Origin of the sequence: Faecalicatena orotica (genome assembly GCF_003149245.1) — a bacterium.
Lineage (GTDB): Bacteria > Bacillota > Clostridia > Lachnospirales > Lachnospiraceae > Faecalicatena_A > Faecalicatena_A orotica.
The window spans coordinates 38385-53543 of record NZ_QGDL01000016.1 but is presented as its reverse complement, the minus strand read 5'-3'; the positions used below and the strand labels follow the sequence as shown (position 1 = coordinate 53543).

The following is a 15159-nucleotide window of genomic DNA, read 5'->3' as shown; positions in this document are numbered from 1 at the left end:
TTGAACAGTTACACAATTTCACGAAACAGGAAAGGATATAAAAATGGAAGATAATATTTTTGATAAAGTCCATGAAGTAGACCTGAAAAAGACCATGGAAACTTCCTACATTGATTACGCCATGAGCGTTATTGCATCCAGAGCGCTTCCGGATGTCAGGGACGGTTTAAAGCCGGTGCAGAGAAGAATCCTCTACTCTATGATCGAACTGAACAACGGACCCGATAAGCCGCACCGTAAGTGTGCCCGTATTGTCGGTGATACAATGGGTAAATACCACCCTCACGGAGACAGTTCTATCTACGGGGCACTCGTTAATCTGGCACAGGAATGGTCCACCAGATACCCTCTGGTAGACGGTCATGGAAACTTTGGTTCCGTCGATGGGGACGGGGCGGCAGCCATGCGATATACAGAGGCGCGTTTAAGCAAGATATCCATGGAGATGACGGCAGACATCAACAAGGATACCGTTGATTTTGCGCCCAACTTTGATGAGACAGAGAAAGAACCGGTGGTACTCCCATCCAGATTCCCGAATCTGCTTGTAAACGGGACGTCCGGTATTGCCGTAGGTATGGCTACAAATATTCCGCCGCACAATCTGCGGGAAGTCATCAACGCAGTCGTGAAGATCATTGATGACCAGATCGAAGAGAACGGGGAGACAACAATTGAGGAAATATTAAAGGTAGTCAAAGGACCCGATTTCCCAACAGGCGCGGAGATACTCGGAACAAGAGGGATTGAAGAAGCATACCGCACGGGACGGGGCAAGATCAGAGTCCGTGCAATCACTAATATAGAACCCATGGCTAACGGTAAGAACCGTATCATTGTAACGGAACTTCCATACATGGTAAATAAAGCAAGGCTGATCGAGAAGATCGCAGAGCTTGTAAGAGACAAGAAAATCGACGGTATCACGGACCTCGCAGACCAGTCCAGCCGTGAAGGCATGAGGATTTGTATTGAGCTGCGCCGTGACGTGAATCCGAATGTCATCTTAAACCAGCTGTATAAACACACACAGCTTCAGGATACATTTGGCGTTATCATGCTTGCACTCGTGAATAACGAGCCGAGAGTCATGAACATTCTGGATATGCTGACATACTACCTGAAGCATCAGGAAGAGGTCGTAACCAGAAGGACAAAGTATGAGCTGAATAAGGCAGAGGAACGCGCCCATATCTTACAGGGATTACTGATTGCCCTTGATAATATCGATGAGGTTATTAAGATTATCCGCGGTTCCAAGAATGTACAGGTTGCCAAAGAAGAATTGATGGCAAGGTTCGATCTGTCAGAGGTTCAGTCCCAGGCGATCGTGGACATGCGTCTGCGTGCACTGACAGGTCTGGAGAGAGAGAAGCTGGAGAGCGAATACGCAGAACTGATGAAAAGGATCGAAGAATTAAAGGCGATCCTCGCAGACAGGAAGATTCTCCTCGGCGTCATCAGGGAAGAAATCCTGATAATCTCTGATAAGTACGGTGACGACAGAAGAACCTCTATTGGATTCGATGAGTTTGATATTTCCATGGAAGACTTAATACCTCGGGAAAATGTCGTGGTAACGAAGACAAAGCTCGGATATATCAAACGTATGACGGTAGATACATTCAAGAGCCAGAACAGGGGCGGTAAGGGAATCAAGGGTATGCAGACTCTGGATGACGATTACATCGAGGAGCTGTTTATTACATCGACCCACCACTATATTATGTTCTTTACAAATACAGGCCGGGTATACCGTCTGAAAGCATATGAGATTCCTGAGGCAAGCAGAACGGCCAGAGGAACAGCCATTATCAATCTGCTCCAGCTGATGCCGGATGAAAAGATTACGGCAATGATTCCGATACAGGAATATGAGGACGGCAAATATCTGTTCATGGCAACGGAAAAGGGTCTTGTTAAGAAGACTCCGATCAAGGACTATGCTAACGTCAGAAAGACAGGACTTGCAGCGATTACGCTGCGTGAAGACGATAAACTGATTGAAGTAAAGATTACCGATAATCAGGAAGATGTAATTCTTGTCACAAAGTATGGACAGTGCATCCGGTTTAACGAACAGGACGTAAGGGCAACAGGAAGAACATCCATGGGTGTACGCGGAATGAATTTAAGCGACCGTGATGAAGTGATCGCAATGCAGATCAGTATTCAGGGCAGCGATCTTCTGATCGTATCTGAAAAAGGTATGGGTAAACGTACCAATATGGATGAGTTTACTGTACAGAACAGAGGCGGTAAGGGTGTGAAATGCTACAAGATCACCGAAAAGACAGGCAATGTAGTTGGAATGAAGGCTGTAGATGAAGATAATGAAATTATGATTATCAATACAGAAGGTATCATTATAAGAATGAAATGCTCTGACATATCAGTACTCGGACGTGTAACCTCCGGTGTGAAACTGATCAACCTGCCGGATAACGAAAAAGTTGCAAGTGTTGCGAAGGTTAGGAAGGCTTCAGCGGAAATCGATGGAGAAGAAGTTGAAATATCAGAGGATGAAGAAGAGTGATGAGTCATCTGCAGACTAAAGTTACAGAGCACAGTCTATAAAATTAAGTAACGAAAAAAAGACGTTTTAGATTTGGAACTGCATTAAATCAGCAGTAAAAACATATCTAAAGCGTCTTTTTTATTTCATTTATATTCATTACATATTCTGAATACCAGCAATTTAAGGAGACAGACTGACAGTCAGCGTATTTCCTGCGTTATCCGGAATCTTTACGGTAACTTCTGCATCTGGTACAGGAAAGACAAGCAGTCCGCTTTGTGGGTCATAAGATTCAGGAGTTAACCCAGTGATTCCTTCATAATCTATCCCGGAATAGGTCTCCCGGACTGTCAGGTAAATCTTTCCGCTGCGCCTGTCAGAAGTGATCAGTACAGGAGGTTCAGTATCAAATGGGGTCAGGTCATAGCTTCTTGTATATGTCTGTCCATTCACACTCCTCACGGTAATATCCAACGTACCATTCTCACCAGCCACTGCCCTGTATTCTCTGTACCCGGCCTTTTCAAGGTCTGCAGGAGACCCGTTCAGCTCGGCACTGACGCTGCTCACAGGAAGAAGTGAATGAATCGATAGTGAATACTCTGCGCCCCCTTCTCCCGAACCGGTCCACTCTGCTTTGACAGAAGGTTTTACAAATAAAAGGGGCAGAAGAACGAGTATTGCCAGCATAGAATAAATAAGGTATCTGACCCTGTATATTCCCGGTTTCGTGTAATTCATCCACGTTTCCAATACATCTACCGGAACATCACTAGGTGCAATGCCGCATACTGCAAGTGCATTGGTAAGAATCCGGTTGGCCGTAAACGCATCCAGGGCAGCCTCTTTGTGTGAAATCGGGATGTTCCTTGATGAAGTTTTCTGTACAGTTTTGCAGAATTCGGCACAGATATTACACCGGATCTGATCCAGCCATGATAAGAGATACTTCGGTGAGCTTAAGGAATGAATATCCATAAAAGCGGAAGTATACAGCCGAAGCAGGAGATCCAGAGCCAGATCTTTATCCTGCGTATCCTGGCAGATCACCTGATACTGCGTATAATAAGTTGCTGTGTAAATCTCGGCAAAAGCATTGCCGTCCCCTGCCCGGGCCTTTTCAAGGATCCCGGCAAGGTATTCATAATCCAGTTTTGCCATAATAAAAGATTACCTCCCGGTCTCTGAGGTTTCATAAATCCGTTTGTTAGCAAGCGCAATCAATTCTGTAATATTTGTGAGGTGCTCCTGACTGTTCAGTGCACAGCCTGCCCTGTATTCAATCGGGATCGCATCGGCACGTTTGTTGCGGAATGCCACGCGGTCCTTTACTTTCTTAAGAAATGAATTCAGTTTATCCTGCGTACAGTCTTCAAAAATAGCGAGGAACTTATTGCCCCCGTTTCTTCCTACAAAACAAAGTGACAGGGAGCATGAAAAAAGAATGTCTGAAAACTCCTTGATCGTCCTGTTGCCGATTGCGTGGCTGTAAGAATTATTAATATCAGGAAGATTTGTAATATCAATCATAATACAGCCGATATCGGACGGCAGCTTTGAATCTACATACTTTTCAATCAGAATGTCACAGCTGAAGCGGTTCGGAATACCGGAAAGAGGGTCTGAATAGGCCACACCGTACAGACTGTGGTAGTTTGATTTCATAGAGGAAATCAGCCTTAAGTCTACCAGAATAAAGATGAAGCTGATAATCAGGACCAGCCAGATCATGATAAACAAGGTAGTTGCCTCAACGGATGAAAACACATATTGCTTGACACCGGGTTTTAACAGCAGAAATATACTGATAAGACTCATGATGACCAAGACAGATAGCTGTATGACTTTAAAAATACTGAACCGTTTCATACAAATGCTCCTTATCTGAAATTATTATATAGGGCTAACAGTTATATGCTGTTCCTATAAATAGTAATATTATAACATATAAATCCCTATATTTGTCAGCTTGTATTCATTTTATAAATAAACTATAATAAAAGAAATGTTACCGTTTACAAACAGGACAGGAGCTGGTGTCATGGAGATAGATGCAATCAAGAAAAAGGTTCTGGAGGATGTAGATCCCAGAATAAAAGAGATAAAGAGAAAAGAAGAACGTAAGACAAGACTGGTTACGACAGTGCAGTTTCTGGCGCTGATTATTATCATGCTTGTTGTCTTTTATATATTAATGGGAATCTCAACAGTTGACGGAGATTCGATGTACCCGACACTGCATGATCAGGATAAAGTCGTATATATGCGCAGTGTGCCGGAGTACAAGGTTGGAGATATCGTGGTTGTGAACCGCCCGGGCGGAGAAGAATATGTGAAGAGGATTGTTGCAGTTGCCGGGGATACCGTGAATATACAGGCAGGAAAACTATATGTGAACGGGAAAGAAGCAGAGTTCGAGGAAGCTTTAGGTGAAACTGACTGGATGTCGGCAGATATACAGTTCCCGGTACAGGTTGGGGCTTCTGAAGTATTTGTAGTGGGAGATAACCGGGAGATATCAGAAGATTCCAGAAGTTTCGGGCCTGTCAGTATGAATGATATCGCAGGAAGAATTCTATATTATATTGGAAAAATATAAAACAAATTTAAATACAAAATGTGTTTTGATTGCGCTCATATTTTTGCATTTACGTAAAGTGCAGATTTGTTATTGACTCACCAAAGAGTAAAAGATATAATGTATAAAACTGGTAATATAATATAAACCGGTAACAATCATCGAGAAGGGCGGCATAAAAGTTCAGGCAAAATTCCTGCAGGACGGCCGTACCGCTGGAAATAGCGTAGTTTATTTCTGGATAGGACTTCTTAGTATTTTTAAGGGAGAAAGGCATATGACTAAGATGGCAAAAGATCTGGAAGACAACGCATTACATGTAAAGATGTTCGGTAATTTTTCGATTACGTACAAAGGAAATTCTCTGCTCGGCAAGAAAGTAAGTGAGACACAATTTGCCTACCTCATGCAGATTCTTCTACATAACCGCAAGGAAGGGGTGCCAAGGGAACAGCTGGAGGAGATGCTTTTTGGGGACAGGGACATCAAGAATATTCACCACACGATGCAGAGTGTAATTTATAATGCTAAGAATAAGTTAAAGAACGCAGGTCTTCCCGAGGTAAATTATATTTATCTTGAAAAAGGGACATTCTACTGGACAAAAGAAATTCCTGTGATAGAAGATGCGTCAGAGTTTGACCGTTTATATCAGGAGGCCTTGAATGAGGAGGATATTGACTGCAGGCTTCAGCTTTTACTTGATGCATGCCACTGTTACACGGGTGAATTTCTGATCATGTATGCGGGGGTACTCTGGGCTGCATCCGAGGCCAGAAGATACCGTGCCCAGTTCTGTACCTGCGTAGAGGAGGCTGCCGGGATACTGAAGGAAAAGGAAGATTACCTTCAGCTCCAGGAACTGGGAGTCTATGCGACAGCGATTTCACCATTCTCAGACTGGGAAAGTATCACGATGGATGCCCTGATCAGTATGGGATGTTATGAAGAAGCAAGTGACCTGTATGCAGAGACGGTAGAGAGATATTTCAAGGAGCGGGGAATCCGCCCTTCACAGAAGCTTATGAGTTCTCTCGACAGGCTGGGGGACCAGATGCTGCACCCGTATGATCTGCTGGATAATATCCAGAAAGAACTGATCGAAGACAAGGATGAAATCCGGGGAGGATATATGTGTTCTTATCCGGTATTTCAGGGAATCTACCGGATGGTGAACCGCATGGCAGAGAGAAGCGGACAGTCGATCTATCTGATGCTTTGTACGATCGTGGACAGCAAGGGTAACCGGATGAAGAGTGGAGAGCAGTTAGAACAGCTGGCGGGCAGACTGGGAGACGCTATCTGCAAGTCCATACGCAGGGGCGATGCTGTGAACCGCTACGGGAGAGGGCAATATCTGGTACTTCTCGTAAATACAACTCTCGAGAGCTGCGCAATCGTTCAGAAACGTATTAACTACAATTTCCTCGTAGGCAGGCAGAGAACTGGCGTGCAGTACTATGTTAACAGCGTTGTCTTTGAGAAGGAAGCAGACGTAAAGTAAATATATGAATACAAATTTCCACTTCTGTTTAAATACAGTTGTGGAAATTTTTTTAATAATACAGTCAATAAATAAACCTAATAATACCGCTTAAACAACATTTTTTTGATTGCTCCTTTGACTATGAGTCTGTTAAGATGTTATTATATTGAGGATACGTATATATTTGGGTGAAATGTTAATTTCAAATTCAGATTGTAGTTGCAGTGTAACAGACAATTAAGGAGAGGATGTATCTTATGAAGTTAAAAAAAGTAGTACTTATATTAGGAATTAGTATCTGCATCGTAGCAGGCCAGATACAGACGACTTTCGGTTTAGAGCAGGATAATGTAGTTGAACAGCACGGGGCGGAACATACTGACGGGCAGTCAGATGAGGAAAAAGATAAAGACAAGGATAAAGATAAGAAAGACGAAAATCAGGAGACTGAAACAGAGAATACTGACCAGACAAATCCAGAAGATGAAAGTATGGGAGAAAAGCCTGGCGACGGAAAGCCTGATGGAGAGCAGGGCGGAACAGAAAAGCCCGATGATGGCAAAACAGACGAAGAACAGGTCGGAACGGAAAAACCTGATGATGGTAAGACAGACGAAGAGCAGGGCGGAACGGAAAAACCTGATGATGGAAAGCCTGATGGAGAGCAGGGCGGAACAGAAAAGCCTGACGATGGTAAGACGGACGAAGACAAGGGAGAATCTGAAAAGCCTGATGACGGAAAGCCTGACGGAGAACAGGATGGAACGGAAAAGCCTGATGACGGAAATACAGATGGAAGTCAGGATGAAGTTGAGAAGCCTGATGATGGAAACACGGACGGTGACCAGAACGAAGCTGAGAAACCGGATGATGGGAATACTGATAATGGTGTAACGGACGACGTACAGCCTGATGACGGCGGTTCAAACGAACCGGTCCAGACACCCCCTTCAGATAACGGCGGGGCTACTGATGATTCCTATTATGAAACAGCAGGCAGCGGTACATATGAAGAGAGTACGGTAAACAGCTATTCAGCTTCTATCCGCTTCTTAGATGACAGCGAGAAGATTAAGTATAACGTATCAGTTCCAATCGAAGGACTCCCGTCCTTTATTACACAGGAAATGATCGTAGCAGCATTGAAGTGTCAGGATGAAACAGGGTATCCGGCATCTGTAACAATTGCACAGATCATCCAGGAGTCAGGTTTCGGACAGTACGGACCGGGCGGAGAAGACGGAAAAGGGTTATCTTATCTGGCATACCAGTACAACAACCTTTTCGGAATCAAAGGAACAGGACCGGCAGGAAGTGTCGATATGATCACAGGGGAACAGTCAAAGGACGGATCCCTCTACACGATCGTATCCGGTTTCCGGGTATATGATACTTACACGGAATGTATTGAGGACCGCACAGATCTTTTGAAGGAAGTCTATTTGGACCTTACCTTAGGTGTGACTGATGCAAACACATTTGCAATGAAGATAGGAAGCCGCTGGGCAACCAGCCTGACATACGGACAGTCACTGATCAGACAGATGGAGCAGTATGACTTGTACAGACTTGATAACATGACACTGGGCGAGTTCAGCAATATGCTCGGAACATTTGTAAACCCGTGTCCGGGAGCACTCTTATCAAGTGACTTCGGTTCAAGAGAGGAACCTATTGCAGGGGCAGGAACCTATCATAAAGGCATCGATCTTGGAACAGGAACGTATAACATACCGACTTACGCAGCAGCATCCGGAACCGTCACATTTGCCGGAGAAGCAGGAACGGCCGGCAACATGGTTATCATTGACCACGGAAATGGACTCGTAACTAAATACATGCATCATGAAAAAGTATTCGTAGAAGAAGGACAGAAAGTAGAGAAGGGTCAGCAGATCGGATTATCCGGTACAACGGGACAGTCCACAGGCAACCACCTCCACTTCCAGGTGGAAGAGCACGGAACCGCAGTTGACCCGCTTCAGTATTTCACGGAGAAACAGCAGGACAGCTTCTTTAAATAACAGGGTTAAGAATGGCATATAGGGGAACAGTTCTGTAAGGATGAATAGCCATCACCATACAAGCTGTTCCTTTAAAAACCACCTGTCCATTCTAAAATTAATAAAAAACAATAAAAAACTTGTAAAAAACCCCTTTTTGTAAATTCTTTTGATTGTTTCTTTGTTTCTGAAACTGTTAAAGTGTGTTTATGATATAGATAGTATAGAAACTTAAGGCATGAAAAGGAGCATGATATACATTGAAGAAGAGTCAAAGTTATATAGGGGCCCGCAACGGAATTGTATTTTGTGTGGATGATTATAAAGAAGGTAAAACATCAGGACGTTTGTATCATGCATACAAGAGAGATGCGGAAGTCTTAAATAGTCTGGAAGAAATGATATTTTATATGGAAGACTTCTTTAATAGTATCAGCTTCCCTTTTCCGGGGACAGAAGACAGAACATTTCGTGCAGTTAAAAAGAATGAAAATAAGAAGGAGAGGATGATAAAAGTTATGAAAGATGAAGAACTATTGGAACAGCACGGCGATAAAGGAACTTTTATTATCCGGGTGCAGCAGCGTCAGCACAGCAGCTGGCAGGGACTGGTAACATGGGTGGACGAAGATAAGACAGTTCCCTTCAGATCAGCGTTAGAGCTGATCAAGCTGATAGACGGAGCGTTAGGTGAATAGATTAAATTTGTAACCCCTAAATAGAATGAGAAAAACGTGTATTTGAGAAGTGGAGGAGTATACATTATGAAATTATTGAAAAGATGGCTCGCGTTTTTCGTGGTAGTGGTACTGGTTATCAGTGTAGCATTCAACAGCCGCGGCCCGCTTAGAGCTAGTCATATAGGAGAAGAAAATACAACAACGAACAATACCGGGGAACTGGACGGTCAGACAGCAGAAGATACCCAGCAGGCCGAAGGTGATACCGGAGAGAATACAGAACAAGGTGAACCTGCACCGGATGCATCCACCGCAGAACAGCCAGAGGTTCAGGAAGAGACACCGGCAGAGCCAGAGGCTCCTCATCAGGATGAGATGGAATTAAGTCAGGTAATGACAGGTGAGAATGGCGAGGCAGTCTGCAAAGTAACGGCTAACATTCCAGAAGGAACATTTGAAGCCAACACAGCTGACGTAACGATGGAAGTCACATACGCGGCAGCCGATACAACAGAGCAGATCAAAACGCTCATGAGCAAAGCAGTAGCAGAAGGAAACGTTCTTGGAAATTACTTCTTATATAATGTAATCTTCAAAGTAAACGGCGAACAGGTTGAACCGGGAAAAGAAATCAAGATCACATTTGAACAGAACAACTTCCAGATAAAAGATACAAAGAAAGCAACAACCTTCTATTACAATGAAGCAAACTCAGTTGCAGGAAATGCAGAAGCAGAGATCGTAAAGATTACTCAGAAGTCAGATAAGATCGAAGAGTTACAGAACGCTGGAGAAAGCATAGACAACATCGATGATTATGATCTTTCAGAAATCAGTTTAAAAGAAGATGGTCTGGCAGACAAGATCATGATGGAAGGCAGACGATCTACAATCTACGGATGTTATGTAGAAGATCAGAAACCTCAGGAAGAAGCAGTTGATCAGAATAAGGAAAATAAAGAAGAAGAAAAAACTAATAAACCTGAGTCACTTAAATATGAAGATGACGAAGTAGCAATTACAGTAACAGCAGAAAAAGAAGGAATCATTCCTGCAGGCTCAACACTTCAGGTTGTACCGATCAAGAAAGACGAGAAAGACACAAAAGATCAGTATAAAGAAGTAGAAGAAAAACTTCAGGAAAAAGCAGAAAAAGAAGAATACGATATCGCCGGATTCCTTGCTTATGATATCAGCTTTGTAGATGCAGACGGCAACAAGGTAGAACCAAATGGTGAAGTCAAAGTTGTCATGGATTACAAAGAAGCAGTCCTGCCGGAAGAGGTAGACGAAGAGAAGGCTAAGGACGCAGACGTAACAGTACTTCATCTGGAAGAAGATAAAAAGGGTGAAGTCAAAGATGTTGTTGACATGGTGGCCGATAGTAAGACAGAAACAGCCGTTGAAACTACAAATTCAGCAGAAGTAAAAAAGGCTGAGTTTGTTACGGATAGTTTTTCAGTGTATACCATTACATGGACCGCAAGTTCTTCTGCAAAGAAAATGACACTACATTATATTGATACGGATGGTAATGAAATATCAGCGGATATGACAACGAATCCATCTAAAACTCAAATAAGTAGTGAAACTCAGTTAAAAACTTATAAGCAGGATATTGAAGGATATACTTTTTTAAAGACAAGGCTGGGAAATAGTCAGGGTAAGGATGGTGATAGTGACATTGACTATACCAACTATTATATAAGGTATAGAAGTGGCTGGCAATATAGTGAAAATGCAAATTTTAATAAATATGATGATTTTAGCAGTAATAATATATATATGATCTACTACAAAAGTAGTAATGATGGCAGTTCAGGCGGAGGTGGTTCAACAAGTACTTTAGATGCACCTGATCATAGTAAGTACATCAAATATAATGAAAAAGATGAAGATTATACTTTAACACTTGATGTTACAGGAGGATTAGGAAAAACAACACCGATAGATATTTTATTGATTGTAGATAGATCTGGAAGTATGGCTGATGAGGTGTCATCTAGTTATGGCAAGACTATATATAGATATAATTATGTAAATGATGCAATTAGTGAACTGAAAAGTGCACTTGGAAATGCAGATGCGGATATTAATCTTGCAGCAGTTACATTCGGTAAGAATAGCAGTGTATGGAACAATGGAAAATGGCAGTCGGTTAAAAACTTTAACTTTCAACTGAGTTATAATGATTGTGATGGCGGAACGAACTGGCAGGCAGGAATTCAAGAAGGTGCTGATCTTCTGAAATCGCGACAGAATAGTAATCCCGGAAATAAGAGTTATGTGATCTTTTTAACGGATGGTTCTCCAACATATCGATATAAAACAGGCACAACAACAGTAGAGGGAACAGGATCATCAGACAAACAAGGATATAATTATAAATACGCATTAAATGCATGGAATTCTTCTCCAGTTTTAACATCGACAAATGGAGCATATGTCGTTAATGCAAGCGGTTCAACTACTAACGATAGTGCAAAGAATTGTGTTAATTTTTCAACTGCCATTAATGGAAAAGTTCTTCATGGAACAAATGCCGATACAATGAAAGCAGAATTCAAAAAGATTGCTGACGAAATTACAAAAGCTGTTTATACGAATGTTGTTATTACTGATAAGTTAAGTCAATGGGTAGACTTTGCTGATGAACCTAATGTCAAAGTACAAAAGACAGATAAAAATGGAAATACTAGTAATCTTCCAACAAGCAGCTACACATATACGTTGGATAAAAATAAAAAAACAGTTACATTAAATGTACTTAAAAATGCCGAGTTAGCAGATGGTGTGACTTACAGTATCAGTTTTGATGTTGTTCCAAGTGAAGCGGCAAAAGACGATTATTTTGCAAATGGAAAATATCCAGACCGAGGAGATTTAAACACAGATGCAGTAGGAAATGCAACCAGTTCTGAAAAACCAGGTTTCTATTCAAATGATAGTGCATCAGTATCTTACAAAGTAAGTACAGAGGATCAGGTAAAAAATGCTGAGTACAAAAAACCAGTAGTACAGGTAAGTAGTCTTAAATGTGACTTCAATTTCAAAAAGGTTAATACATCAGACAATCCTGTTAATGGTGCAAAATTCTTACTTGTAAGTGACAAGGATTCTTCAAAAAAATATGAAGCAACATCTGATTTAAGCGGAACAGTTACGTTTAAGAATTTAACAGAAGGCACATATACATTAACAGAGACAGAACCTGCTAGCGGTTATGCTAAAGAAAATGCTGAATGGAAAGTAAAGGTTGAAAAATCAGGAAAAGACAAGGTAGTAGCAACGTTATATACATTAGGAGGAGAATTAGTAGAAGATGGTAAAATAGTCAATTATACAGTACATGAAGAAGCGGTAAAACACTTGACAAATGATAAAACTGTAAAAGTAGTTGATGAAAATAATAGAGTTTTCCAGATTGATTTAACGGCATCTACTAGCGGAAGAGAAGAAGGAACAGCAGCGCAAGGGGCTAGTATCGTACTTGTATTGGATGCAAGTAGTTCAATGGGAAGTAATGGTATGACAAAGCTTAAGTCTGCTGCAACAAGTTTCGTTCAATCAGCAAAAGATGCCTCCTCAATAAGTGAAATAGCTGTTGTATGGTATCAGGGAGATGAAGGAGACTATGGAACAACTAGCCAAAGTGATTTTTATCAATTAAATACTAATGATAATATCTCCAAGCTAACTGGATTTATTAACAATAAGAGTCATTATGGCGGTACTCCAATGGGAGATGCTTTAGAAGTTACTAATAGTATTCTGGATACTCAGGCTAAGTATGATAACAAATATGTACTTTTCTTTACAGATGGAATGCCAGGATACAGTTCTTCTAATAGTAGTTTCAATTGTATGGTAGCTAATCATGCGGTTAAAGAAGCTAAAAATGTCAAAGAAAAAGCTACATTATACACGGTTGGTTATAATTTAGGAAGTTCCTATTTTTACTGGAACGAAGGAGATCCTTCAGGTTCCGAATATGGTCATGAAAATCATAGGTCATGGACATATGCAAAAAATTTCTTAAGTGATTATATTGCAACTCCTCCAAAAGATGGTAGGACATATTCCTATACTACTGATAATACAGATGGTTTAAATGATATTTTTAAAGACATCGCGGGAAGCATTGGAGAATTGTTCAAAGTTAAAGCGGAGAAGATTGTTGATGTAATCGATGCAAGATTTAAACTTACTGATGAATCAAAGGCGGCTCTTAGCAAAAACAAAGATGTAACAATTAAGGAAAATGAGGATGGTACTACAACAATAACGTGGACTGGTGATTCTGCAATTATTGGAAACAAAGATTCAGAAGACCCTACATCAAATGGTTGGTCAGCAAGCTTTAAAATTCAGGCAAAGGATGACTTTATCGGCGGTAACATGGTTCCGACAAATGGGGCTTCATCAGGAATATATGTTGATGAAACTACAACAAAGACGTTTCCGCAGCCATCGGTTAATGTAAAACTTCTTAAGCTGGATATGGATAATAAAGAAACCACTATATATAAGGGTGATATAATCAATCCGGCAGCTTTTGCAAAAGAATTGGCTGATACATTAAGTATTGTAGAACTTGACAATAGAACAACTACAAATACAGGCAAACCATCATTTCCAGAGTTAACTGAAAGCCAAAAGAAGGAATTACAAGAGAAGCAAACAATCACCTTAGGAGCGGATAAATCTATAGAATATATTTATCCGAATACAGAAGATTCAGTTGGATATTTCGTATATACCTACAAGTTATCTGACAATCCGGGTGGTAACATGAATGAACACGCGGTTGATAAAGATGGTAAGCGGGTTGAGGCATACGAATTAGAAGTTCAGTTTATCCCGTATACAACAGCTGAACGAAAGGTGATGAGTGAGCTTAACGGAATCAATCCCCCAGCAGCAAACGGTGGTACAGAACTGAATCCAAAAACTAACAAACTGGTTACAGACGGTGAATATGTTGTAAATGTAATCGTTGGTGAGATTAGGATAACAAAAATATTAGATAAGTTATCTAATAAAGATCAGAGCTTTGTATTTAAAATAAATAAAGATGGTTCTGATTATAAAACTGTTACAATAACTATTCCAGCTGGTGAAACAAGTGCATCTTATAAAGGTGAAGAACTGAAGAAACTTCCACGTGGTGAATATGAAGTTATAGAGTCTGTATCTAATGGCTATTCAGTTAAAGCGTTTGTAATAGATGATATAACAAATTGCGAAAGCAGCACAAACTCTGAATCTGAATCAGTTGCATTTAAACTTGGAAACAACAAAGACGGTGAAGATGTTATTGCTCAGAAAGATTACGAAAATGGAGTTCTCGGCCAGGTTACTTATACAAATGAAGAAGTGTATAATAACTGGGATATTCAGAAAGTAAGTGCAAGCGACAATAATTTAGTACTTCCAGATGCAGAGTTTGAGTTAGCATCTGATGCCAAAACCTATTATGGAAAATCTGATAGTAATGGAGTTATTAAGTGGTATACAGATGAGAATTATACTACAGCATTAGAAGGAAAGATGGCCACAGGTATCTATACACTTACTGAAACAAAAGCTCCGGTCGGTTATGCTGTAAGTACAGAAAAATGGACACTAGAAATAACAAAGAATGGTGATTTAAAATCAATCAAATCCGGCGATAAAGTGATCGAAGGTAATATGGTACAGGATGACACAACAGTATATTTCAAATTTGAAAATACTCCTGTATATGATCTTCCATCAGCCGGAGGCGCAGGAATCTTCTGGTATACCGTCGGTGGAACGCTGCTAATGTGCTTAGCAGGACTGCTGACCCTATATAAAAACAAACGCAAGAGGGGGGTTGGATTATCGAAATAATTCATAATTTAACAGAAACT

General features: G+C 41.0%; 8 protein-coding genes. 6 read left to right on the top strand and 2 right to left on the bottom strand.

The window, feature by feature from the left end:
• Positions 1-43 precede the first annotated feature (43 nt).
• The gene (gyrA, locus tag A8806_RS21650) at positions 44-2536 is read left to right on the top strand and encodes a DNA gyrase subunit A (RefSeq protein WP_109733260.1); all 2493 of its coding nucleotides are present in this window, start codon (positions 44-46) and stop codon (positions 2534-2536) included.
• Positions 2537-2698: 162 nt separating this feature from the next.
• Here the strand turns inward: gyrA and A8806_RS21645 are convergent, their stop codons facing one another.
• Together A8806_RS21645 and A8806_RS21640 are read right to left on the bottom strand one after the other, a co-directional pair.
• Positions 2699-3679, bottom strand: a complete 981-nt coding sequence (locus tag A8806_RS21645; protein ID WP_109733259.1) for a hypothetical protein — start codon at positions 3677-3679, stop codon at positions 2699-2701.
• A 9-nt stretch (positions 3680-3688) separates the two neighbouring features.
• Complete coding sequence (locus A8806_RS21640; RefSeq protein WP_109733258.1) at positions 3689-4387, bottom strand: GGDEF domain-containing protein; 699 nt, start codon at positions 4385-4387, stop codon at positions 3689-3691.
• Positions 4388-4559: 172 nt separating this feature from the next.
• Here A8806_RS21640 and lepB point away from each other — a divergent pair, with 172 nt between their 5' ends.
• The 5 genes from lepB to A8806_RS21615 all read left to right on the top strand — a co-directional run bounded on the left by lepB (position 4560) and on the right by A8806_RS21615 (position 15139).
• A complete protein-coding gene (lepB, locus tag A8806_RS21635; protein ID WP_109733257.1) occupies positions 4560-5117 on the top strand; it encodes a signal peptidase I in 558 nt (185 codons plus the stop codon).
• Between the two features lie 256 nt (positions 5118-5373).
• Positions 5374-6600, top strand: coding sequence for a BTAD domain-containing putative transcriptional regulator (locus A8806_RS21630; protein WP_242996223.1), 1227 nt, complete (start codon positions 5374-5376; stop codon positions 6598-6600).
• Positions 6601-6839: 239 nt separating this feature from the next.
• On the top strand, positions 6840-8606 hold the full coding sequence (locus A8806_RS21625) for a peptidoglycan DD-metalloendopeptidase family protein (RefSeq protein ID WP_242996222.1): 1767 nt from the start codon (positions 6840-6842) through the stop codon (positions 8604-8606).
• 239 nt (positions 8607-8845) lie between these two features.
• A complete protein-coding gene (locus A8806_RS26680; RefSeq protein WP_242996221.1) occupies positions 8846-9283 on the top strand; it encodes a hypothetical protein in 438 nt (145 codons plus the stop codon).
• A 66-nt stretch (positions 9284-9349) separates the two neighbouring features.
• Positions 9350-15139 carry a DUF7604 domain-containing protein gene (locus A8806_RS21615; protein WP_109733256.1) on the top strand — a complete coding sequence of 1930 codons (5790 nt, stop codon included), beginning with the start codon at positions 9350-9352 and terminating at the stop codon, positions 15137-15139.
• Positions 15140-15159 lie beyond the last annotated feature (20 nt).

Bases quoted from the DNA above. Each gene is read 5' to 3' on its own strand.
- gyrA (WP_109733260.1), top strand. From the start codon at position 44: ATGGAAGATAATATTTTTGATAAAGTCCATGAAGTAGACCTGAAAAAG.
- A8806_RS21630 (WP_242996223.1), top strand. From the start codon at position 5,374: ATGACTAAGATGGCAAAAGATCTGGAAGACAACGCATTACATGTAAAG.
- A8806_RS21625 (WP_242996222.1), top strand. From the start codon at position 6,840: ATGAAGTTAAAAAAAGTAGTACTTATATTAGGAATTAGTATCTGCATC.
- A8806_RS21645 (WP_109733259.1), bottom strand. From the start codon at position 3,679: ATGGCAAAACTGGATTATGAATACCTTGCCGGGATCCTTGAAAAGGCC.
- A8806_RS21615 (WP_109733256.1), top strand. From the start codon at position 9,350: ATGAAATTATTGAAAAGATGGCTCGCGTTTTTCGTGGTAGTGGTACTG.
- A8806_RS21640 (WP_109733258.1), bottom strand. From the start codon at position 4,387: ATGAAACGGTTCAGTATTTTTAAAGTCATACAGCTATCTGTCTTGGTC.
- lepB (WP_109733257.1), top strand. From the start codon at position 4,560: ATGGAGATAGATGCAATCAAGAAAAAGGTTCTGGAGGATGTAGATCCC.